Raw genomic sequence first — 21,655 nt, 5'->3', positions numbered from 1 at the left:
TGCAAGGCTGTACTAATTTTTAATATTATTATGCCCGTCTAATTATCAATCATAAAAGCACCCCTTTGCAAGTGAGGAAGAAAGTAAAAGCTATGCTTTAGCTGGGTGGGGTTAGCATGGGTATTATGTCTATTTAAGCGGACATGATATCAGACAGCAGTTGGAAAATTTGCTGATTAATAGTTGCAATATCAAAACGCCCACTAGCAGTAATCCTGGCATTCTTAGCTATATTTGCAGTTATTTCCGTCTCCTGTAAACAGGTAGTAATTACTTGTGCAAGTTCCTGGGGTTTTCCTGGTGTGACTAAAAAACCATTAAGTCCATGTTCTACTAATTCCATTGCACCTCCAGCTTTGGCTGCAACTACAGGCTTTTCACATAGCATTGCCTCTACAATCACTCTACCAAAAGGTTCTGGTGAAGTAGAGGTATGTGCCACCAAGTTACAAACTGCCATTAACTGGGGAATATCAGAACGAAATCCTAAAAATTTGACTCTATTTTCTAATTCCAATTCACGAACTTGTTGGTGCAACTGTTGGACATAATCTTGTTCGCCAAACAGTGCATCACCCACTAAAATTGCTATTACATTATGCGGACATTTCGCAAGGGTATCAATTAAAATATGTTGCCCTTTCCAAGGTGCAAGACGGCTAAAGTGTCCAACGACAAATTTCCCTTCTAATCCTAACTTTTGCTGTAATTTCTGAATGTCAGACTCATCAGTTTGATAATTTTTGGGATTAAAGCCGTTATAAACAACTTCGATGATGTCTGGGCGTCCTCCTGCTTGTACAAAGGCAGATTGACTAGCTTGAGAATTAGCAATTACTAATGATGCAAAACGATTAGCTAGGTTAACAGCAATACGAAGATTAGTTGGGCTAAAATGTTCTTTGGAAAGAATATCATGTAAGTGATAAACCAGAGGGCGACGACTGAAAAAACTTGCCAACGCACCGACAACTAATGCTTTTTGGGTGTTGGCATAGATTAAATCGTATTCACGCGCTTTTTTAACTACCTTAGTAATTAAAGGTGCAAGTTGTCCCAAACTCTTGAATCCTTGTAGCAAACTGCTTTCTTTGCGAACTTGGATTGCTTGAGTTGCGAGAACTTCTACTGGGATATAATTTTGTTGTAGTAAATGTTTAAATGGGCCATCTGCAAATAAACCTACTAAAGCGCGATCGCCATAAGGTTTAGCAATATCTATTAAACATAATTCGGCACCGCCTGGTTTACCGCTTTGATCTAAGAAAAGTATTTTCATTAAACCTCTATTTTATCTAACTTGGCTCATGTAGTGCCCCTATAATTTCTTCAAATTACTTGTTTAAGTTAATAAAACATTCCGTACTTGCTGGGCAATTTGATTCCAGTCATAGTGTGTGGTAGCATAGTGGCGACAGGCCGATTGTGAAGGTATGGGGAGATTACCCAAAAGCACTTGCTCTAATTTTTCGGCAATAGCTGATGCTTCTGTTGAAGTAGTAATTAAATCGGGTGAAAATTCTGATAAAATTTCTGGCATTCCCCCAACTGGAGTACATAAAACAGGAGTACCACAGGCTAGAGACTCAACTATTACTAATCCAAATCCTTCAAAAGATTGGCTAGGCATAATAGTCAATTCAGCAGCTTGATAAGCTATAGGTAATTGTTCATCAGGAAGAAAACCTAAAAATTTAACGTTGTCTTCTAGTCCTAATTCTGTAGCCTGTTGTTGTAGTGCAGCTTGAATGTGACCGCGACCTGCGATCGCTAGCCAAACATCTGGTATTCTGGGCTTAATTATAGCTAGAGCTTGCAATAATTTGTCAACTCCCGTTCGATGCACTAAGCGGCGTGATGTAAATATAATCTGGCGATTAGTAGGCCAGCCTAGCTTTGCACAAGCCTCTTGGGGTGATAAATTTGGTTGAAACCAGTTAATATCAACTCCACCGGGAATAATATTAATTTTGCTCCACGGTACTTGATATCGATCGTGTAAAATTTTCCCAAATGCTTTGCTCAAAACAATGAAGCGATCGCAACGATTATAAGTGTTTTTTTCTATTAACCAGTGCTTGATTAAAAGACTGAGATTTTTATTAACTACCTCTTGCTGACTTTCAGAAGCCCAAGGGCCATGAAAGTTAAAAGTAACTGGTACTCCCTTTGGCAAAATATCTAAAATCGGAAAGCTGTATAATGCAAAGTGCAAATTAATAGCATCTGGTTTGCTAGTTCTTGTTTTCTGGAAATTCGTGCGAATTGACCATAATCTTTGCCAAATAGCACTATCGGGACTCGCTAAGTTAGTCAGCTTAATGGGCGAATTTATCTCAGTCTCTGGTAGACCGACTCCACATAATTCAATCTGGTCTTGATTTGCTGCTAATTTATGAGTTAGTTCGTAAATATACCTTTCTAGTCCTCCGGGACTTTTGGGAAACCAGCCTAATCCCAGAGTGAGAATAGATGCAGATGATGAAGTAAAGTTTTCTAGTTTATTTTCCACTATGTATCGCCTATAAATATACTAAAACAAGCGCATATCTCTGCACTTTTACATCTGTATCTAAACCTGAATCAATAGAATTTATGAGTACACATTACCAATAATAATTTTTGTATATAAAACCAATTTATAAACTATTTATATATCAACGTCAACAAGGATTTAAACCTGTATTTTTATTAACCAGATAACACTGATATAGCTATATATGATACCTATCAATTCAGAAATATGAATGCTATATAGGGAGAAAGCAAAGCTGGTATAAAGCAAGAAATATAGAAAATTTTTGTATTCATGCTTACTATTATGATATAAAAATAAGTAAATATTAATACCTTTGCTCGACTATATCCATTTTTGTTGCAACCCAAACATAGACCGGATATTAACCACTTAAAAATAGTTGTATTTTTTTACGGATTTCATAAACAATGATTGTATATAAATAATTAAAACCTGAAAATTATATGACAAATAAATTACTGACGCAGTTCAAAAAACTCCGTCATTATCTCAATCAGCACATCAAAAAATTATCTAATACTAAATATTTACAAAGAAATAAAACTTTCAACTTTTTACTCAGTCTGACTATTGGAGTTATTGTTACTACCCTTGGAATGACAACAGACTGGGCGACAACTGGAACACGCACGCTTACACATAATACTATTGGCAGCGAAAATATTCGGGTACAAAATCATACTGAAATACACCCGCTTAAACATAAAATCTCGTCAACAAATAATACTATTGCCAGCCAACATCTGTGGGTAAAAAACAATACTGAAATACCCATACTTACACACAAAATGTCGCCAATAAGTAATACTATTGGCAGTGAAAATCTGCGGGTACAAAACAATACTCAAACAGCCGCGCTGAACTACAAAACATCGTGGATAGGTAACACTATTGGTAGTGGAAATCTGCGGGTACAAAACAATATTGAGGGCATGTATGTTGCTCCTGATGGCACAGTTTATACCAACAGTCATTGGGATGAGGCGGCAATGGAGGCAGGAATATATAAAGATGGTAAGGTTATTGCTGCCCTTGGGGATACTCACGGCTGGAGTCGTGGCGGTGGCAAAGCTGTAACCGCAAATAGTAAATATGTTTACATTGCCATGACTCAAGGTTCGAGGGGCGATACAAAAGAAGATTATCCACCAGAAGGAACAACTTGGTATAGCGTTAGACGCTATGATTTATCAGGAAAACCCGCGCCGTTTCCGAATGGGCGTGGTTGGGATAAAAGTATGTTGATTACCAGTACTAAAAGTGAAGTTACTGGATTAGCAACTGTGGGAAGCGATTTGTATGTAAGTGATTCTGCTGCTAACCAGATTCGTGTTTATGATACTGATACGATGAAGAAACTTCGCAGCTTTGCCGTTGCTAATCCGGGAGCAATAACTATCGATCCACAAAAAAATCTGTGGATTATTCAAAGCAAAAATGGTAGTAAACCTGCAAAAATTTTACATTATTCCCAAAGTGGAAAGCAATTGCCCCAACAGATTGCAGATATCGTCGAACCAACTGCGATCGCTATTAATCATCAAGGTAAGCTGTTAGTAGCAGAAAATGGCCCGCGTCAGCAAATGTTGACTTATGAGATCAAAGATCGGCCAGTGCAGGTGAATAGTTTTGGTTCTAAAGGTGGTATCTATGCAGGAGTTCCTGGTGAAGTTCGAGATTTGAAACTTTACGGACTTACCGGAGTTGGTACAGATGCTTCAGGCAATATTTATATAAATAGTAATGGTTTCAACAAATCAGGAACAGATTTGCGGAAATTTTCGCCATCGGGAAAACTAATGTGGCGATCGCTGGGATTGATATTCGTCGATAATGCAGATGCCGATCCTAAAACTGATGGTATCGATTTATTCACCAAACAAGAACACTATCTGATGGATTACAGTAAGACTGCTGGTAAGCAATGGAATTACAAAGCCTACACCTTAAATCCTTTCAAATATCCTCAAGATCCACGTCTGCATACATCGCCAGATGGAACCTTTGTTCGCCGCATCCAAGGGAAGCCGTTTTTGTTCCTCACAGATATGTATAACAGCTTTCTGCAAATCTATCGTTTTAATTCCGCCACAGATGGTAAAGTCGCCATACCCGCCGGCATGTTTGTTGGTACTAATAGCGCAGATAAACCATTTATCACCGGAAATTGGCCACCGCATCAACCAGAAAAAGGAGAATGGATCTGGCGCGATCGCAACGGTAATGGCAAATTTGAAAAGAACGAATACGATCGCAGTAAAGATTATCCTTATCTCGGCGGTTGGTGGGTAGACAGCAAAGGAGATGTTTGGAAAGCTTTGCGAACAGAAGATGGCATTCGACATTATTCTTTACAGGGAATAGATCCTAAAGGCAACCCCATCTACAGTTATAGTTCGATGGAAAAGCAAACTACTCCCAAAATATTTAACGACTTGCGCCGGATCGAATATTTCCCTGAAACAGATAGTATGTTTTTGTCAGGTTTTACGGTAGATCGCCCTGCATTTAGTGACGATGCTGGAGTTGCTGGATCTGAGATTGCCCGTTTTGACAATTGGAGTAAAGGAAATCGTACTCCCAAGTGGCGGATTGTAATTCCCTATGACAGCACCGGGAAGCGTGAAGTGTCTACAGCAGCAATCAGTGTGACGGAAGACTATGTATTTGCCGTGACAGTCAAAACCGCAGAGGTATATGTCTACAATGCCAAGACGGGAGCGCAAGTACAACAGTTAAAACCAGGCCCAGAAGTTGGCAGCGAAAGTGGCTGGATTGATATACCCTACGGTATTCGCGCTTTTCGGCGTTCCAATGGTGAGCATCTAGTATTTGTAGAAGAAAATTGGAAAGGAAAAGTGATTATGTATCGGCTGGCAGGGTGAGTATTTACACTAATTACGACATAACACAGCTTTGACTCTAAAAGGATGTTTTAAAAGTAGTTAGCTGTGACTTTAATCGAATTCTTACCCCCCTTAATCCCCCCTTATAAAGGTGGGAAACAAGAAAATCCGGTTTCCTCCCCTTTATAAGGGGAGGGTTAGGGTGGGGTAAAGAAATATTTGATACATTAATCATGACTTTTAAAACATCCTCTAAGCTTAACCAAGCCACAGATTCCCGACAACTTTTACAGAGTCGGGGATTTTGTTTTTCACAAATGATTCAGTATTGCTATAGAACTAGTATTTTATTTCTGAAAAAACTCAGTACAACTAGGAAGCTTTCTTTCCCCTTGCCTATTGCCTACCTACGCAAATCAGTTCAGAAATCAAATCGGATTCGTATATATGTACAAAAATCTGCGATTAAATGTATCGCAGATTTAGTATTAATTACTTTGTCATTTCTTATTTAGCCTGAACCCGCGCCTGCTTCACCATTGCAATCAAAGTTTGATGAGCATCTTCGGCATCTACTAAAACCCGATCGAATTGAATGCGAACTGGTACAGTTTCCCCATTTACTTGCGCTGTTAAATCCATACCCTGTGCATCAATTGACAGCATTTCGGCTGCATTCGCATCTGTGACACCACCAAAAGCTTTAGCATAAATAACTACAGCATCAGCATGATCGTCATTCATGTGCTTGCAGATGCGCGAACTAATTTCAGCAGAAAAACCATTAGACATTGTGAACTTAAAAATGATGAATATGGCAAGAGCCTAAATTCTCGGCTAAGTAGTTTAAATTAGCAGAAAAAGCTAGTCTTACGCCATCGTTATTATAAGTTATATCTGAAAAACAATTGCTGTTGTATATATTTGATAAGTTAAGTTTATTACTGGTACAAAAATTAAATTAAAATAAGCATTATCCAGTATTTTTACCTTTCATTGCGGAAACCAGACAGCGTAAACTGTAGCAGAAGTATTAGCCAAAACTATTGCAGCTAAGAGACAATGAGCGAAATTAGCCCCAGACGAATTGTAATTGGGGATGTGCATGGACACTATGAAGGTTTAATGACACTGTTGGAGGCGATCGCCCCCACGTCAGAAGATCGAGTCTATTTTCTGGGAGACTTAATCGATCGCGGCCCTCATAGCGCACAAGTAGTTAATTTTGTCAAACAAAATAACTACCCATGTTTGTTGGGAAATCATGAGCAGATGTTATTAAGCATTCTGACGAATGAAAGGACTTCCTCCTCGACCATGCAAGCATGGCTGTTTGGGGGAGGGCAAGCTACCGTGGCCAGTTACCAAGAGGCTCCCATTCCTGATGACCATCTGGATTGGTTAAAAGCTTTGCCTACATACATTGACTTGGGAGATATTTGGTTAACTCATGCTGGTGTTGACCCTTCCAAATCTGTGACAGAACAAACTGCCGATGAACTGTGCTGGATACGAGAGGAATTTCACAGTATTGAAAAACCCTACTTTCCAGATAAACAAATTATCATCGGTCACACCATTACCTTTACCCTGCCGGGTGTTTCTCCTGGTAAACTGGCACAAGGAAAGGGATGGCTAGACATAGATACTGGCGCTTATCATCCCCGCAGTGGCTGGTTGACTGGACTAGATGTCACAAATCAGTTGGTTTATCAAGTTAATATCTTTAAAAACTATATCCGTACCCTGCCTTTAGAAGAGGTTGTAAGTACAGTCGATCCAGCCAAAATTAAAGTCGATCGCCGCAATAGGAATTGAGCAATGTTTGAAATGAGGGAGATGAGGGGACAAGGGGACAAGGAGATAAACAAAACTCCTAACTCCTAACTCAGCACGGGCTAAACGCCCCGCTACCGCTAACAGCACTCAGCACTCCTAACGCCCAATGCCCCATACTTCGGCTACGCTCAGTACAAGTGCCCCATGCCCAATGCCCCATACTTCGGCTACGCTCAGTACAAGTGCCCCATGCCCAATGCCCCATGCCCAATTTCCTCAAGACCTTACTAATGGTCGAATATTTGCTTTATAACTAGCATTATCCAAGCCAGATTTTCCATTACTAGGTTGAGAGTTAATTGCACGTCTGAGGGCATCAATGCGATCGCTGGTTCCGGGGTGTGTACTCAAAAATGTCGGACTGGAACCACCCTTTTTCAGCAGCTTTTGCATAAAAGAGACCATTGCTGACTGGGCATAACCAGTACGTGTCAAAGTTCGTAGTCCTCTTTGATCGGCCTCAAATTCGTTTTTACGACTGCGTGGTAAGTCTCGCGCTATCTGTACACCAATTTGCACTGCGGAATTTCGATCTAAGCCAGCCGCCGTTAATAGACCGCTTTCGAGGGCTTTTTGCTGCATTTGCTTGACTACGTGTTTCCCGCCAATGTGACCGATTTCATGGGCGAGTACACTTGCTAGTTCCGCTTCATTGTCTGCGGTTTTCAGCAAACCCGTGTGGACATATACATAGCCGCCCAAGGTCGCAAAGGCGTTAATAGCGTCATCCTCAACTATTTGAAAAGTATAGGGGAGATCGGGGCGATCGCTATTCGCTGCTAAACGCCGACCAACTTGTTCTACATAACGATTCACTTCGGGATTGCGGTAAAGTCGGACTTGACTGCCGACCAATTCCTGATTAATCTGCTTACCAAGATCAACTTCTTGATTAGGGGATATATTAGAAAGCTGAAATGCCTGAACTCCTTGGAGTAAAAGAGGTAAGAAATCTAAAGTTCTTCCAGGCAGGGGTGTACTCAGGCACAGACTCAGGGCGACTACCACTGAAATTAGGGGATAAAACCAGCGACGCCGCCATACACGGTAATTTGCAGCAAAACCTTTCCAATTGAACATAATACGCTTTGAAGATTATTTTGGAAGAACATAAAATGAGGGGACAAATTATGAGACGGATTTAGAGTATTCTAAGTTGCATTCTTAACTCAATATCAAAGGAGTTGTTATACAGATAATCTTGACTCAAATCGACCGAACTGCGGGAGGCTAGAGATTCTCTCTAGAGATAGCCCTAAACACTAGATTTTACTTTCTAGGCGCGTAAGTATTACAGCAGAATTCAGAATTCAAGAGTCAAACACGCTTTATATATGGGTAACAGACGCGAGCTTGTGTACCTTACTTTCCTTGAAATCTGCTATAACAGGTAAAATTTTCAGGGTTAGCTGCCGACTCTTCAGAAATTACGAACTCGTGATAAACTGTCGCATAACTGCAACCCTTGAATACTTTGAGTTATTACCAAATAGGGAAAATTACTGTTTCCATCGTAAACTTTCTAGCTACAATCCATTACTTCGTTATTAACTCGGAAAACTTTTTATGGCTATTTTAGATTCAAAAGGTCGCTTGTTTGGCAAAATCAATCTCCTAGATTTAGGTGCTTTACTGGTAATTTTGCTAGTTATCTTTGGCATCTTTATTTTTCCTGGCACTTCTGGTTCTGTTGCCCAAGTTGGCGCGAAAACAGTACCCATAGAAGTAGACTTAGTAGTTCGTGGTTTGAATGTACGCGACCCGGAAAAATTAATCGACAATGGTTTAAAAAAGGGTGGGAAAACCAATGTGATTATCCGCAATCAGCCATACGGACAGATTGAAATTAAATCTATTCAACAGCTACCTAGAACAATCAATGTCTTCCAACCGGATGGTACTGTTAAAGAACTGCCAGATCCAAAAAGAAACAATTATAGTGCAGATTTTCTTTTGACTTTAGATGGTAAAGCCCAAGTTACTGAAAGCGGGCCAGTTTTGGGTAACAGTAAAGTGAAAATTGGGATGCCATTTGAGTTAGAAGGCTTTAACTACAACTTCAATGCAACTGTCATTGATATCAGATTGAAAGACAAATAGTATATCACTTTTGTTGATAATATTTTCTCTAGAAATCTTATTAAACATCTGCTGAAAAAGAATGTAGAGACGCGTTAGGAAAGCAAGGCAAAGCCCAGTCCAATTTTGCGTCTCTACTACTCATGTTAATTAAGCAAAGGCAAAAATTTGCGAATTAACCCAATTGTCACTGCTGGCAATTCTAACTGTGGTGTCAATCCGACATCTTCCAACTGTTGAAAAAATCGGATCGCTAAGGGATTGATTTCAGCAAGGCGGCGACCAATTGAGGGGCCTGTAAATTGCGACTTTTGTCCCCAAATAATCGCAGTGGGAGTGACTAATTGTTGAATGTAAAGGGATAAATCAAAGCACAAATCGCCACGTACAAAGGACAGTGCTGCATACTCAGCATTAGGTTGTTGGGCAGATTCTAGATAAGCATCTACAATTTCTTCGTAAACTCGATTGGATTGAGCAAATTGCCGTTGTTCTAAAAAGCTGCGAATACCACCACTAGTAGCAATTCCAGTGCTGTAAAGTAAACGATCGACAATGGGAACGCTAACTAACTGGGCAAAAAAACTCCTAGAGTAGTCTTCGCCAAAGTCAGAAAGTCCGGCGGGGGTAGTAAGAATTAAAGACTTAAATAAATCAGGATGATTTGCTGCTACCCGAATTGTAAATGCTGCGGTCAAAGAAGAAGCGATCGCTGTTACTGGCCCAGTACAAGTCTGCTCGAAAAACTCCCGAATCGTAATCAAATAATCCTCAATTTTATAACTCCGTGCCGGATGTTCAGACCTACCCCAACCGAGCAAATCTGGCGCAATAACCCGATATTCAGCCGCAAAAGCCGGATAAACTTTCGACCACTCATAAGCAGAAGACCCACCACCAAAACCGTGCAGGAATACCAAAGTTTCGCGATCGTCTTTGGCAGTCACATTATCCTCCCAAGGCGCTCCAGCAGCAGTATAATATACCATTCTACCTAGTGAGGTATTTATAGAGCGTTGTTCAAATCCTAGTGGTTGAAGCATAAGTTTTTTTGTTGACTGTAGTGATTCGTTGGCACAAGTAAGACACGATACCTGGGGTGCAGGCGCACGAAGAGAAGATTCGATAATTTCTCCGCCTCCCCTTTAGTCACCCTAGATGTTTACCGCATTCAGTGCTGAGTAAATTAAAAAGCACTTAATATTTGTGTACTTAGTAAGAGCAACGTCCTTTATAGGCAGTCTTTTAACTCAGCACTGTTCATGTGTCTAGTTCAAACTCCCCACTCATTGTTATTATCAGCGAACCAATCACTCTCAAACTTCTCGCTAGCGTCAGATTAAGTAGATATAAAATTACTGGATTACTTGTAAAGATTTGGTGCTTTTTTTCATAAAAATAAAGTAACGGAACGTTGAAATTACTGTTTTATAAGGGTTTTTCATGGTAGCGAGGATCGCTCCAGCGTGAATCCAGCATAAGTTTTTATGGTAGTCTATCAAAAAACCGATAAATAATTTTGAGCGTCAACACGTCAAAAATAGTTAAAACGCTTATTTAAATAAGCTGTTAATTCTACTTATATATGTAGAAAACACAGCTTTTGATGTATAACTAATCTAATTTTTATCTAAGTAATAGTAAGGCGGGATGTCATGGTAAAGCAGGCTACTCTTCAATCAAATAAACTACCAACGATTGAAGACGCTAAATTTGCGCTTGACAACTTGAATATACAAAACGAAATTAAAGCTTCAGCTAGGCGGGGTGAGGTCGAACCAGCTCTTGATGTTACCAGACTTACTGTACCTACTTGTATTTGTTTAGATTTAGAAGACTTGAAGTGTTTTGAAGCGGTAGAGCGCCAATATGAACGTTGGGGAGTCATTTTTCACAATTGTCTAGCAATACAGCCATCAAATCCAGCATTTCCAACCTATTCAGGGCTAATAGTCTTAATGGGAGCGCCCAAAAGCGGATTTTTAGAAGCTACTTTCTTGCGTCCCGTGAACTCGGTTAGCGCCTTTGTGACTAGTTCGCAACGGCTAGTGCTTTCCGCTTACGATCGCGATCGGCAACTACTCGCTCAAACTGCACTACCAGGCTCTAATCTTGCCAATTCCGATTCGGCAATTTCCCCCAATACCTTATTATCTATAAATGTGAATAACATTTGCAGCGTTACCTTTTGTACTTTTGATGGGCAATTCACCCTTGATAACTTTCGTTTTTGTCTTTAATTAAGACTTACGTACAAAATGCCCTTGCTCTGAGCGATTGAAAATGGTATGTTAATTGGCGCTGTGCTGTATTAGTCTACTATCTGTCTATAAAATCGGGCATTTTGTGATTTGAGCCTTCATTCTTTCTTCATCCATAGTAAAACTTATACAATAAGTAATTTCATAATCAAGTAGGTAAACACTGTGGCACAGGCTTCGTCTTCTTGGCAGCAATTGATCAACCAAATCCCCAACTGGAACTGGTCGCTTCCAAAATTCAAGACAAAGGGAGCCATAAAGCAGCAAACATTTAAACGTTTCTCTGGCCCTGGGGGCTTTCTTGGGTTCCTGACAATTATCATTGCCATGTTGTTGTGGAACTGGAAACTGCTATTGGCTCTTTTTATCGGCATTGGAGTAATGGTATTGGTTTACTCAATGCAAGAGTGGGACTGGCAATTGCGCTGGTCTAAAATACGTAAGTTCTTAAATAGTTCAAATCGTCGGTTAGTTTTAGCAGTCATCAGTGGTGGTATCGCTACTGTCAGCACTTACATGGCAGCGGCAATATGGGTCGACTCTCACAGTCACTGGATTGCTGCTGGTGCGATCGCGCAAGCTGTGGGAACCCTGTTAACCTTAATTTTATTGGTATGGCAAATTGTCAACTTCTCTGAAAATCGAGAAGAAGACCACCTCGATCGCTTGTTGATGAATTTAACAGAAAAAGATCCATTGAAGCGGTTGATTGCTCTAGGTCAACTAAGTAAATTCATCAGCCGTAAGCGAGTTGACTCTTCAGTGCAGCAAGATATTGTCCAATGCTTGCAACTCCTACTCAGTCGAGAGGAAGAAGTTGTAGTGCGAGAGGCAGCTTTTAAGAGTTTACAAGCCTGCGATCGCCTACAAGTGCTACCCCTGAAAACAGCAATACCTTTCGTACCCGTATCATCAAAAGTCAAACACCACGTTTATTAGTTATTTGTCCTTTGTCATTTGTCCTTTGTCCTTTGCAAATGACTAATGACCAATGACTAATGACAAATAACTATTTTCGAGACAACGTTCCATTACGAACTTGCACTACCGGATGATTGCACCGCCGTACCAATTGTTCATCGTGGGTGGTGACAATTACCGTAGCCCCAAAGGAATTTAACTTCTGGAGAATCTGGATTACTTGCCAGGAATTATCGGGATCGAGATTTCCAGTAGGTTCATCGGCCAACAGTAGGGGTGGTGTACCAACGATCGCACGGGCAATACTCACCCGTTGCTGTTCTCCTCCAGACAGTTGATCTGGAAAGCAGTCAGCTTTACTCAGCAAACCTACTAGCTTTAAGGTTGGTTCTAAACGTCGTTGAATTTCTTTACGGGTATACCCTTGAGCTTGCAGCACAAAAGTGACATTTTCTGCTACTGTTCGTTGGTTAATCAGTTTGTAGTCTTGAAACACAATACCAATTCGTCGCCGCAATAATGACAAGCGATCGCCCCGCAAATCGGCTACATTACATCCATCAACAATTACTTCTCCCTGTGTAGGAAACTCCTGGCCATACAGCAGTTTCAAGAGCGTTGATTTACCAGAACCACTTGGCCCCGTGATAAACAGAAATTCTCCCTTTTTGACCTCAAGGTCAGCATTTAATAAGGCGTGAGTGCCGTTAGCATAAGTCTTGCTTACAGATTGCAATTGTATTTTAGTTGTGGTATTGCTACCGTGCTGTTGAGTTTCACTGTCTTCTCCACGAACGGAAAAGTCTTTCTTAACTTGAGTTGTTAATACTGGCATTGTTAAATTTTCCTCATACCCACAACTAAACAGTTTGACTGCTTAGAGGTGACATTCTCCCCAAAATAAGGATTCCCAGGTTTCGCCTGGGAATTTAAATTTCAACAAAGAAAATTTAAAAATTTTTCAAGACTTTAATACTTACTAAGTAATAACGCCCAGAATTGGGCATAGGGCATAGGGCATTGGGCATTGGGCATTGGGCACGGGGACAGTCTTACACAGAGATAGTATTTGATCTTTTTTTGCGTCGCCACGCCACGTCTCTTCATCCCCATACCCATGCCCTATGACGCCACTTGCTCCACTCTTAACTAATTGCACCTCTTGCTGTCAAACGATAAACAAACGCTTTCACAGCAAACGCTGGCAAAGCCAACATCCGCCGCCAGCGCCAAGGTTCTTGATAAAGGCGATACAACCATTCCAAATTATTATTTCCTAACCAGGCGGGAGCGCGAGTTTTAGTTCCCGACCAAATATCAAAACTACCACCAACGCCAATCCAAATTGCTTGGGGACACAAATGGCGGTTTTCGGCAATCCATAACTCTTGACGCGGCACTCCCAAACCAACAAAAATCACTTGTGGCTGCAATTGAGCCAGAGTTTGTCGCAATTGTGCTTCTTCTTCTGGAGAATGGTAGCCTGAGTGAGTGCCGACTATATTCAAATCTGGAATTTGCTGCTGCCAAAAATCTGCCGCATTTGCCGCCACTCTAGGCGCTCCTCCATAGAAAAATATCTTTGTCCCTGTCTTTTGTTGTCCAAGTGCTTGCAAAAGTTTTTCTGCTAATTCAATCCCTGGAAACCGCTGCACTTTTTGCCATAACAGCCATCGTAAATACAGAACAACTCCAGCTCCATCTGGAATCACCAGTTCAGCATTTTTAATCACCTGAGCTAATAATTGATTTCGCTCTGCCTGCATAGTCATTTCTGCATTGAGCGTTACGACATGAGTTCCTCTGCCTGTGTGCAGGCATTCTAACAACCAGCCTGGATAGTCAGCCATCACATGAACTGGTATTCCCAACACTGAAAATGCTTGATTGCCGTTAGACATAGCCTATTCTTAAGTAATACTCACACCAGATTTTGCATGAATGTTAAGTTTATCAAATTTTTTTATATTAGAACTTAGGCAAAAGAGATTTCCCTTTGCCCTGCAACGAGAGTAAGCATAATTAAACTAAATAGACATAATAGTGAACAAGAATGTATATACGCAGCCCTGCTACGTAATATATAAGGGTTTTAGATAACACATAATTAATTTCACTCCTTTGTCTATTAATCTTGGGCGCTTGTACTTGGGCTGAACCAGTCCAACTTTTATTGTTAAAGTGTAATATTCACTCAGTATAAAACGCTCAACTCGCAACTCTGGTTCCGGTAATAGAAGCTCCCACTATACTGCTTGCAGCTAGTGTGGGAGTATGTCACGAAACTCGACTTTATGGTTATAGTGTAACGGGCTGAAGTTGGCTATGAGTAAAATTCGTATCGCTCTGATTGAAGACCATGACCTAACTCGTGTGGGTATTCGTACAGCACTACAGCAAAAGGATGAAATTGAAGTTGTAGGTGAAGCTGCTAATGCTGCTGAGGGTCTAAAAATGTTAAAAATGCTACAACCAGATATTGCCATTGTCGATATTGGTTTACCAGATAAGGATGGCATTGAGTTAACACGGGAGGTAAAATCTACTACTAATGGCCAGCAGCTACTTACAAAAGTATTAATTTTGACGCTGCGGGATAACAAAGAAGCGGTGTTGGCAGCTTTTGCCGCTGGTGCAGACTCTTACTGTATGAAAGATATCAAATTTGATAATTTGCTGGAAGCAGTACGAGTAACTTACAATGGCAACGCCTGGATCGATCCAGCGATCGCTCGGATTGTATTACAACAAGCGCAACAAAATCCTCAAAAGTTGGAATCGGCTTTGGTCGATTCCAAGACTATTGCTCCTAACCCTGATTCTTTTGAGAATCTGGAAGAAATTCAACCTTACACCCTGACAGAAAGGGAATTGGAAGTGTTACAGTTGATTGTCGAAGGTTGTAGTAATGCAGTAATTGCGGAAAGACTTTACATCACAGTTGGCACTGTTAAAACTCACGTTCGCAATATTTTGAATAAGCTATGTGCCGATGACCGTACCCAAGCAGCAGTCCGCGCCTTGCGTTCTGGGTTAGTTGGATAAATTTAATTTTGGTGTGGATCGATTGAGAATAATCAAGGGAAACTTACAACGCCTGAAAAGTTATATTTTCAAAGTGAATGGCTTCTCTAATTTTCTCTTATTTATTAGGTGGGATAAACATCATGTTATCTCGCCATTCAAATATATAAAAACAAAAGTCAAATATGGCTGAGATTGGTACGGACAAACTTAAGCTCATGGTGGTAGATGATGAGCCAGATAACCTAGATTTACTCTACCGCACTTTTAGGCGAGATTTTCAAGTATATAAAGCCAATCATGCCTTTGGTGCTTTGGAAACCTTGGATCAATTTGGCGAAATGGCGGTAATTATTTCTGACCAAAGAATGCCAGAAATGAATGGGACTGAATTTTTTAGTCGCACCGTAGAGCGCTTTCCAGACACGATTCGGATTTTGTTAACTGGTTTTACTGATGTCGAAGATTTGGTAGATGCGATTAACTCCGGTCAGGTATTCAAGTACATTACCAAACCCTGGAATCCAGAACGGCTAAGAAGTTTAGTTGAGCAAGCTACTGATACATATCGCCTAGTTAAGAAGCGCACCCAAGAATTACGTCGGTCCTTACGGCGAGAATCTTTGTTTAATGCGGTAACAACAGCGATTCGGGAATCTTTAGACTACGATAGTATGCTGCAAAAAATTGTCGCAACTATTGGAGAAACATTTGAAGCTACCAGTTGCTTACTCAAACCAGTAGAGGGCGATCGCCTCACACAAGACGAGTTTTTCTACCGCGATCCGAAATCTGATGTATTAGATTCCTTTTTCGACTCCAGTGTTTTAATCGAAAAAGTGCTGGAAACCCGTCATTATCAACTCGCTCAAGATATATATAACGGTAATCCTGGTCATCACCTAGTTGTGCCACTTAGCTACCATCAGCATTTGTTGGCTGTGCTAACCCTCCACCAATGGGGACGCGATCGCCCTTGGGAAGACGAAGACATCCAACTAATTGCAGGTGTTGCCGAACAAGCAGCCTTAGCTCTCTCCCAAGCAAAACTCTACCAACGCCTCCAAGAAAAGCAACAGCAGATTCACACTGAGTTAGAGGTGGCTCGCCAAATTCAATACAATCTGCTACGCCAAAGTTTACCTGACATTAAAGGTGTGAAGGTACAAGCTTGCTGCTATCCGGCGCGTGAAGTAGGAGGCGATTTTTTTGAAGTTTTTGTCCATCCTAAAGGTGACTTGTGGTTGGCAGTGGGTGACGTTTCTGGTAAGGGCGTCCCAGCAGCTTTATTTATGGCTAGTATTATTTCAGTTTTGCGCCGAGAATTATCTCAAGAGACACCAGCAGAGCCGAATGTGGTTATGCAGAACCTCAACCACGCTCTCAGTGAAGATTTAATTAGCAACAATTATTTTGTCACTCTTGTGTTAGCTTGTTATACCCCTAGCACAAAAGAACTGGTCTACACCAATGCCGGTCATATTTACCCAATATTATGGTCACGCCAAGGTGCTTTAGCCGAAAATCCCAATTACCTGAAAGTTCGCAGCGTTCCTTTGGGGATTTTGCCTAAGTGGCAGGCACAGTCTGGTCGCTTGGTTCTCGCTGCTGGAGACACATTGTTACTAGCAAGCGATGGAATCACAGAAGCAATGGTATCAAATAATCCTGATTCAACAGTAAAAACTGAGGTTGGGGTTGAGTCATTAAACCGTTCGATGCTGAATCAAGATGGTCTTTGGCAACTCTTACAACAAGAGGAACAACCACTTTCTCTTAACCATTTACTAGCTCGCATCCAGGCAGATAATCACGTTCAAGAAGACGATCAAACTATACTTTCACTGGAGATTTTATAAGTCATGAAAAGTGAGCTTCATGTACCAAGCGATTTGAATTTTCTCAATATTGTTGAAAACTGGTTGTTGGGATGTTTGAAAATTCAGCTAGGGGAATCTGTGGATTGGTCGCGGCAATCAAGTCGTTTGAGACTGGCTTTAGTAGAAGCCTATTCTAATGCAGTCCGTCATGCCCACAAGGATCAACCAAATTTACCCATATTACTGCGTTTAGAAGTGAAAGACCGGGATTTTGCCTTAGAAATTTGGGACTACGGCGAAGGCTTTGACATGTCTAACTACTACGCTCCAAACCCGCTGGAAAAGCAAGAAGGTGGTTATGGTTGGCTGATTATGAATCGTCTCATGGATAAAGTAGATTACAAGTTGCAGGTTAATGGTGCCAACTGTCTGAAGTTAGAAGCTACTTTACCTGAATTAGTCCGATAGACAAAAGTTATACCAATTCAAAATTCAAGATGACGCTCACGGACTCGCTTGCCGCCGACGCTAACAAAATTCATGCATTAAGAAAGCCAGACATAACAAAGGTATGTCCGTATATATCTATTGCATTCTTTTTTTAAATTGGTATTACTATTTTTCAAGTCATGCATTTATGAGGAAGAATTCAAAATTCAAAACTCAGGAGTTAGGAGAAAGCCATAAATACTGTGTGAGTAGGTGATAAATATTGGTTTCAAATTTTGCTCTTTTTAGTTATTCGCTATTTACTTTTCACGACGTAAAGTAAGTAACTCTTTCGGGGAAGCTAAAAGTTTGATTCTAGTATAAGAAATTTGCCGTTGTTGGTTGAGGATAAATAGCCACAAGACATTGACACTACACCAGGAAGTTTGGGCTTTGCCTGTTACCTGGACTTGGATATCTCCATTTTCTAAAGTCTCGGCTATTCCTGTGTTCGGGTAAGCTTTGATGTTTTGACCTTCTTGTTTTAAGTAGGCTGCGATCGCATCTGTCCCGACAATATCAGATTCAAATGGCGGACGCATCACACCATCTATCGCAAATAAGGCAGCAGTTGCCTCAAATTCTCCTGCATTTAAGGTTTCAAAATAACGCAGTACACTTGGTTCTGTAATTCCTTCAATCTGGAATTCTTCTTTAAACTGCGCTGGCGATATAAATTCAGCAGAGGTCATAAAATTACCTGTATTATGGTATCTGAATATTAATTTCAATACAAAAATAAGTAAAAAAAAAGCCGCTATTGAAATAGATTGCTACATATTAATAAATCTTCCTAACGATGGAAGTTTTGAACTACTATGCAGTTTAAGACAGGCTACATATGAGCATTTAATAAATCTTAATTAAAGGTAATAGCTAGATCATATATAATTAAAACGCCTTTATTTGGGCAAAATCCAGATAAAAAAAATGAATCAGTATTCTGTAACGAGCAGCAGTCTGGTGAAAGAAAAAGCCAGCGAGTTGGGCTTTCACAAAGTTGGAATTACTGCTGTAGATCGGGTAAATGCCACAGAAGCGCAGAGGTTGCAAGCATGGATTGAACTAGGTTATCACGCTGATATGAAATGGATGGCTAATCCAAAGCGTCAGGATATCCGCTTAGTGATGCCAGAGGTGCGATCGCTAGTGTGTGTAGCGCTGAATTACTACACACCACATCAACGTCCTGAAAGTGAGGAGTACGCCAAAATTTCCCGTTATGGTTGGGGAAGGGATTATCACAAGGTGATGCATAGAAAACTCAAGCAGCTATCTATATGGCTAAAATCACTCGATCCAGGCGTATTGGCTCTTTATTATGCAGATACTGGCCCGGTGCAAGATAAAGTGTTGGCTCAACTTGCCGGAATTGGTTGGATTGCCAAGAATGGTAATGTGATTACACCAGAATATGGCTCTTGGGTATTTTTGGGAGAAGTGTTGACCAATTTAGAATTAGAGAGCGATCGCCCACACACAGAACACTGCGGTACCTGTACTCGTTGTCTTCAGGCTTGTCCCACAGGTGCAATTACTCAGCCTTTTGTTGTCGATGCTAATCGCTGCATTGCTTATCATACCATTGAAAATCGGGACAAAGAATTGCCAGAGGCGATCGCACCTCATTTGCAAGGTTGGGTTGCTGGTTGCGATATTTGCCAAGATGTTTGTCCTTGGAATCAACGTTTTTCCCAAACAACTGATATTGAAGAGTTTCAGCCAAATCCAGTGAATATTGCTCCCCACCTGCTAGAATTAGCCCAAATCTCAGATCGGGAGTGGGATAAACGATTTCCAGCATCTGCCTTGCGGCGGATTAAGCCAGAAATGTTACGACGCAACGCCCTAGCTAATCTTGACGCATCCAAGCAGAAGAATGACCCAGAAAGTAATTATTTTTGATTTTGATGGCACAATTGCTGATACAGTAGATGCCCTTGTAAGTATTGCTAATCGTTTAGCTATAGACTTTGGTTATAAACAAATAAGCCCAGAACAATTAGCCTTTCTCAAAGGCTTAACATCTAGGGAAATCATTAAGTACTCAGGAGTTTCTCTATTTAAGATCCCTTTTCTAGTTAAACAAGTTAAAGGGGAATTAAAAAATAAAATACCAGAATTAAAGCCAATTCTGGGTATTAAGGAAGCATTAACAGAACTCCAAAATCAAGGATATAAACTGGGTATTATCACTTCTAATTCTAAAGAAAATGTTACGCAATTCCTCACAATCAATGATTTAAATCACCTATTTGATTTTATCTACTCAGGAATTACAATTTTTGGCAAGACAACTATTATAAATAATGTTTTGAGGCAAAAGCAACTCAAACCTCAAGAGGTTATTTATGTTGGAGATGAAACCAGAGATATAGAAGCATCAAAAAAAGCAAATATCCAAGTGATTGCAGTCACTTGGGGCTTTAATTCACCGGAAGTACTAGCCAAGCAAAATCCAGATTATTTAATTCAGCAACCTAGCGAACTACTAGAAGTGATGAACAGTCGTTAAATAGTCAAAAATCGATAGTGATAATTTTAAAAATTGACAATTGAGCAAAAAAGTAGAGTGGGCAATGTCTCCCAATGGCGATAGTTTCAATTCTTTTATTTTGTGACATTGCCCATCTTACAAAATAGCAAGATATCACGAAAAACTAATTTTTCCGTTCACCCTTTTCCAAAGCTTGTTCTACTAAATCATCACTAACATTAGTTACACCCTCAGCCGGAGAATTGCCAACTTCCTTTGCTGACTCTAGAAAATCATCAGGATTACCAGTTGACTGCGTTTGAGTTTTTGTTTGTTGTGGCTGAGAGGTTTTCTGGTTAGGTGCAGTGGCTGCTTCGGCTGCTGCTGCACCTTTACCTGTGCGGTCAACTTCACTCACGCTGAATTTTTGTGCAGCTGCATAATCAGCATCAAAATCCACCGTTGGCGCTTCTTCTTCACCACTAGCTATGCTATCAGCAGCTAATTGGGCATCCTGGGTGGAAGCTTCATTTAAATTTGGCTTCACTTCTTCATCAGGCATAATTAAAACCTTAGGTAAATTTTTTATTGCTGGGAAAATTATAGCAAAGTAATGTGCTGCTTCATCGCTTCTTGGGGGAGACTTTTACCTCTATTAAAAGGTAGATTAAATCGACAATTTTTAATTAATTTAACTCTTTCTATTGGTAGTAGAATCTGATGCTTAAATTTTGGTAACCCTTAGTTTGGCCTGTAAAATTTCTTTGGAAACAAATTTATGACTGCAAGTTACGATAAAAATATTTCTCAAGCCCAGAGCAATGAAACTCAAAACTTGGTAGATGCGTTTAACGCCTTAGACACCGATGCTAAACTAGCTTGGTTCTATTTTGTTTATAAAAAAATGGGTGACTCTGTGACTCCAGCCGCTCCTGCTGCTGCTGAACCAGAACTATCACCAATTTTATCAGAAGACTATTTTAAGTTGTCAGATGAGGAGCAACTGGCAATTATGCGGGATATAGTCAACCGTAAGGACACAGAGTATTCCCGTGCTTATGGGGCAATAAAAGAGAACAATCAACTGTTAGTTTGGTATGCTTGGGCGGTAGCTATGGGAGATAAGGTGGTTGATTTACCAAGCACCTACCAGCCAACTAAAGAAATTAATGATTTGCTTTCGCAAATTGAAAAATTAGAATTTGAAGAGCAAATTTCAGTGTTTCGGACAATATCTGGTGAATTGGGTTACACCGATGTTAAGCCGATCGCAACGCAAGCAGAAACTGGAAAAACGTCAAGTTTGTAATCAGCTTTGGCGATTAGAAATCGCGGTTACACAAACTAAAGTCCGCACAGGC

Annotated in this window: 20 protein-coding genes; 11 read left to right on the top strand and 9 right to left on the bottom strand. The window is 40.5% G+C overall.

Features of this window, described 5'->3' with window-relative positions; translation table 11 throughout:
• Positions 1-133: 133 nt before the first annotated feature.
• Positions 134-1,279, bottom strand: a complete 1,146-nt coding sequence (locus RMZ95_RS28765; RefSeq protein WP_322683697.1) for a glycosyltransferase — start codon at positions 1,277-1,279, stop codon at positions 134-136.
• 63 nt (positions 1,280-1,342) lie between these two features.
• Positions 1,343-2,512, bottom strand: coding sequence for a glycosyltransferase family 4 protein (locus tag RMZ95_RS28760; RefSeq protein ID WP_322683696.1), 1,170 nt, complete (start codon positions 2,510-2,512; stop codon positions 1,343-1,345).
• A 470-nt stretch (positions 2,513-2,982) separates the two neighbouring features.
• Here RMZ95_RS28760 and RMZ95_RS28755 point away from each other — a divergent pair, with 470 nt between their 5' ends.
• Positions 2,983-5,424 carry a hypothetical protein gene (locus tag RMZ95_RS28755; RefSeq protein ID WP_322683695.1) on the top strand — a complete coding sequence of 814 codons (2,442 nt, stop codon included), beginning with the start codon at positions 2,983-2,985 and terminating at the stop codon, positions 5,422-5,424.
• A 468-nt stretch (positions 5,425-5,892) separates the two neighbouring features.
• On the opposite strand, the gene RMZ95_RS28750 is transcribed toward RMZ95_RS28755, so the two are convergent.
• Positions 5,893-6,177, bottom strand: a complete 285-nt coding sequence (locus RMZ95_RS28750; RefSeq protein ID WP_322683694.1) for a DUF2470 domain-containing protein — start codon at positions 6,175-6,177, stop codon at positions 5,893-5,895.
• A gap of 270 nt (positions 6,178-6,447) precedes the next feature.
• Here RMZ95_RS28750 and RMZ95_RS28745 point away from each other — a divergent pair, with 270 nt between their 5' ends.
• A complete protein-coding gene (locus RMZ95_RS28745; protein ID WP_322683693.1) occupies positions 6,448-7,203 on the top strand; it encodes a metallophosphoesterase family protein in 756 nt (251 codons plus the stop codon).
• A gap of 237 nt (positions 7,204-7,440) precedes the next feature.
• Here the strand turns inward: RMZ95_RS28745 and RMZ95_RS28740 are convergent, their stop codons facing one another.
• Positions 7,441-8,304 (bottom strand): M48 family metallopeptidase, encoded by an 864-nt coding sequence (locus RMZ95_RS28740; RefSeq protein ID WP_322683692.1) that lies wholly within the window; start codon positions 8,302-8,304, stop codon positions 7,441-7,443.
• A 486-nt stretch (positions 8,305-8,790) separates the two neighbouring features.
• Between RMZ95_RS28740 and RMZ95_RS28735 the strand changes: the two genes are divergently transcribed.
• The gene (locus tag RMZ95_RS28735; RefSeq protein WP_322674839.1) at positions 8,791-9,324 is read left to right on the top strand and encodes a DUF4330 domain-containing protein; all 534 of its coding nucleotides are present in this window, start codon (positions 8,791-8,793) and stop codon (positions 9,322-9,324) included.
• Positions 9,325-9,449: 125 nt separating this feature from the next.
• Here the strand turns inward: RMZ95_RS28735 and RMZ95_RS28730 are convergent, their stop codons facing one another.
• Positions 9,450-10,346, bottom strand: coding sequence for an alpha/beta hydrolase (locus RMZ95_RS28730; protein WP_322683691.1), 897 nt, complete (start codon positions 10,344-10,346; stop codon positions 9,450-9,452).
• A 612-nt stretch (positions 10,347-10,958) separates the two neighbouring features.
• Between RMZ95_RS28730 and RMZ95_RS28725 the strand changes: the two genes are divergently transcribed.
• Together RMZ95_RS28725 and RMZ95_RS28720 are read left to right on the top strand one after the other, a co-directional pair.
• On the top strand, positions 10,959-11,543 hold the full coding sequence (locus tag RMZ95_RS28725; RefSeq protein WP_322683690.1) for a hypothetical protein: 585 nt from the start codon (positions 10,959-10,961) through the stop codon (positions 11,541-11,543).
• A gap of 186 nt (positions 11,544-11,729) precedes the next feature.
• Positions 11,730-12,503 (top strand): armadillo-type fold-containing protein, encoded by a 774-nt coding sequence (locus RMZ95_RS28720; protein ID WP_322683689.1) that lies wholly within the window; start codon positions 11,730-11,732, stop codon positions 12,501-12,503.
• Positions 12,504-12,573: 70 nt separating this feature from the next.
• Here RMZ95_RS28720 and ftsE read toward each other — a convergent pair whose 3' ends face one another.
• Positions 12,574-13,320, bottom strand: coding sequence for a cell division ATP-binding protein FtsE (ftsE, locus tag RMZ95_RS28715; RefSeq protein ID WP_322674843.1), 747 nt, complete (start codon positions 13,318-13,320; stop codon positions 12,574-12,576).
• A gap of 310 nt (positions 13,321-13,630) precedes the next feature.
• A complete protein-coding gene (locus RMZ95_RS28710; RefSeq protein ID WP_322683688.1) occupies positions 13,631-14,386 on the bottom strand; it encodes a WecB/TagA/CpsF family glycosyltransferase in 756 nt (251 codons plus the stop codon).
• A gap of 424 nt (positions 14,387-14,810) precedes the next feature.
• On the opposite strand from RMZ95_RS28710, the gene RMZ95_RS28705 reads away from it, so the two are divergent.
• The 3 genes from RMZ95_RS28705 to RMZ95_RS28695 all read left to right on the top strand — a co-directional run bounded on the left by RMZ95_RS28705 (position 14,811) and on the right by RMZ95_RS28695 (position 17,797).
• On the top strand, positions 14,811-15,530 hold the full coding sequence (locus RMZ95_RS28705; RefSeq protein WP_322674845.1) for a response regulator transcription factor: 720 nt from the start codon (positions 14,811-14,813) through the stop codon (positions 15,528-15,530).
• 164 nt (positions 15,531-15,694) lie between these two features.
• Positions 15,695-17,368: a SpoIIE family protein phosphatase gene (locus RMZ95_RS28700; RefSeq protein ID WP_322683687.1), complete on the top strand. Its 1,674-nt coding sequence runs from the start codon at positions 15,695-15,697 to the stop codon at positions 17,366-17,368.
• 3 nt (positions 17,369-17,371) lie between these two features.
• The gene (locus RMZ95_RS28695; RefSeq protein WP_322674847.1) at positions 17,372-17,797 is read left to right on the top strand and encodes an anti-sigma regulatory factor; all 426 of its coding nucleotides are present in this window, start codon (positions 17,372-17,374) and stop codon (positions 17,795-17,797) included.
• A gap of 281 nt (positions 17,798-18,078) precedes the next feature.
• Here the strand turns inward: RMZ95_RS28695 and RMZ95_RS28690 are convergent, their stop codons facing one another.
• On the bottom strand, positions 18,079-18,510 hold the full coding sequence (locus RMZ95_RS28690; RefSeq protein WP_322674848.1) for a ketosteroid isomerase family protein: 432 nt from the start codon (positions 18,508-18,510) through the stop codon (positions 18,079-18,081).
• A 238-nt stretch (positions 18,511-18,748) separates the two neighbouring features.
• Here RMZ95_RS28690 and queG point away from each other — a divergent pair, with 238 nt between their 5' ends.
• Together queG and RMZ95_RS28680 are read left to right on the top strand one after the other, a co-directional pair.
• Positions 18,749-19,723 (top strand): tRNA epoxyqueuosine(34) reductase QueG, encoded by a 975-nt coding sequence (gene queG / locus RMZ95_RS28685; RefSeq protein ID WP_322683686.1) that lies wholly within the window; start codon positions 18,749-18,751, stop codon positions 19,721-19,723.
• A complete protein-coding gene (locus RMZ95_RS28680; protein WP_322674850.1) occupies positions 19,698-20,333 on the top strand; it encodes an HAD-IA family hydrolase in 636 nt (211 codons plus the stop codon). The genes queG and RMZ95_RS28680 overlap by 26 nt, the downstream gene beginning before the upstream one ends.
• A 145-nt stretch (positions 20,334-20,478) precedes the next feature.
• Here the strand turns inward: RMZ95_RS28680 and RMZ95_RS28675 are convergent, their stop codons facing one another.
• Positions 20,479-20,856: a hypothetical protein gene (locus RMZ95_RS28675; RefSeq protein WP_322674851.1), complete on the bottom strand. Its 378-nt coding sequence runs from the start codon at positions 20,854-20,856 to the stop codon at positions 20,479-20,481.
• Between the two features lie 216 nt (positions 20,857-21,072).
• On the opposite strand from RMZ95_RS28675, the gene RMZ95_RS28670 reads away from it, so the two are divergent.
• Entirely contained in the window at positions 21,073-21,603 is a 531-nt protein-coding gene (locus tag RMZ95_RS28670; protein WP_322683685.1) for an orange carotenoid protein N-terminal domain-containing protein, read from the top strand.
• Positions 21,604-21,655 lie beyond the last annotated feature (52 nt).

Source organism: Nostoc sp. DedQUE07 (assembly GCF_034530975.2).
In the GTDB taxonomy this organism is placed as follows: Bacteria; Cyanobacteriota; Cyanobacteriia; order Cyanobacteriales; family Nostocaceae; genus Nostoc.
The sequence above is the reverse complement of the archived record's forward strand: the minus strand, read 5'-3'. Positions and strand labels throughout refer to the sequence as shown.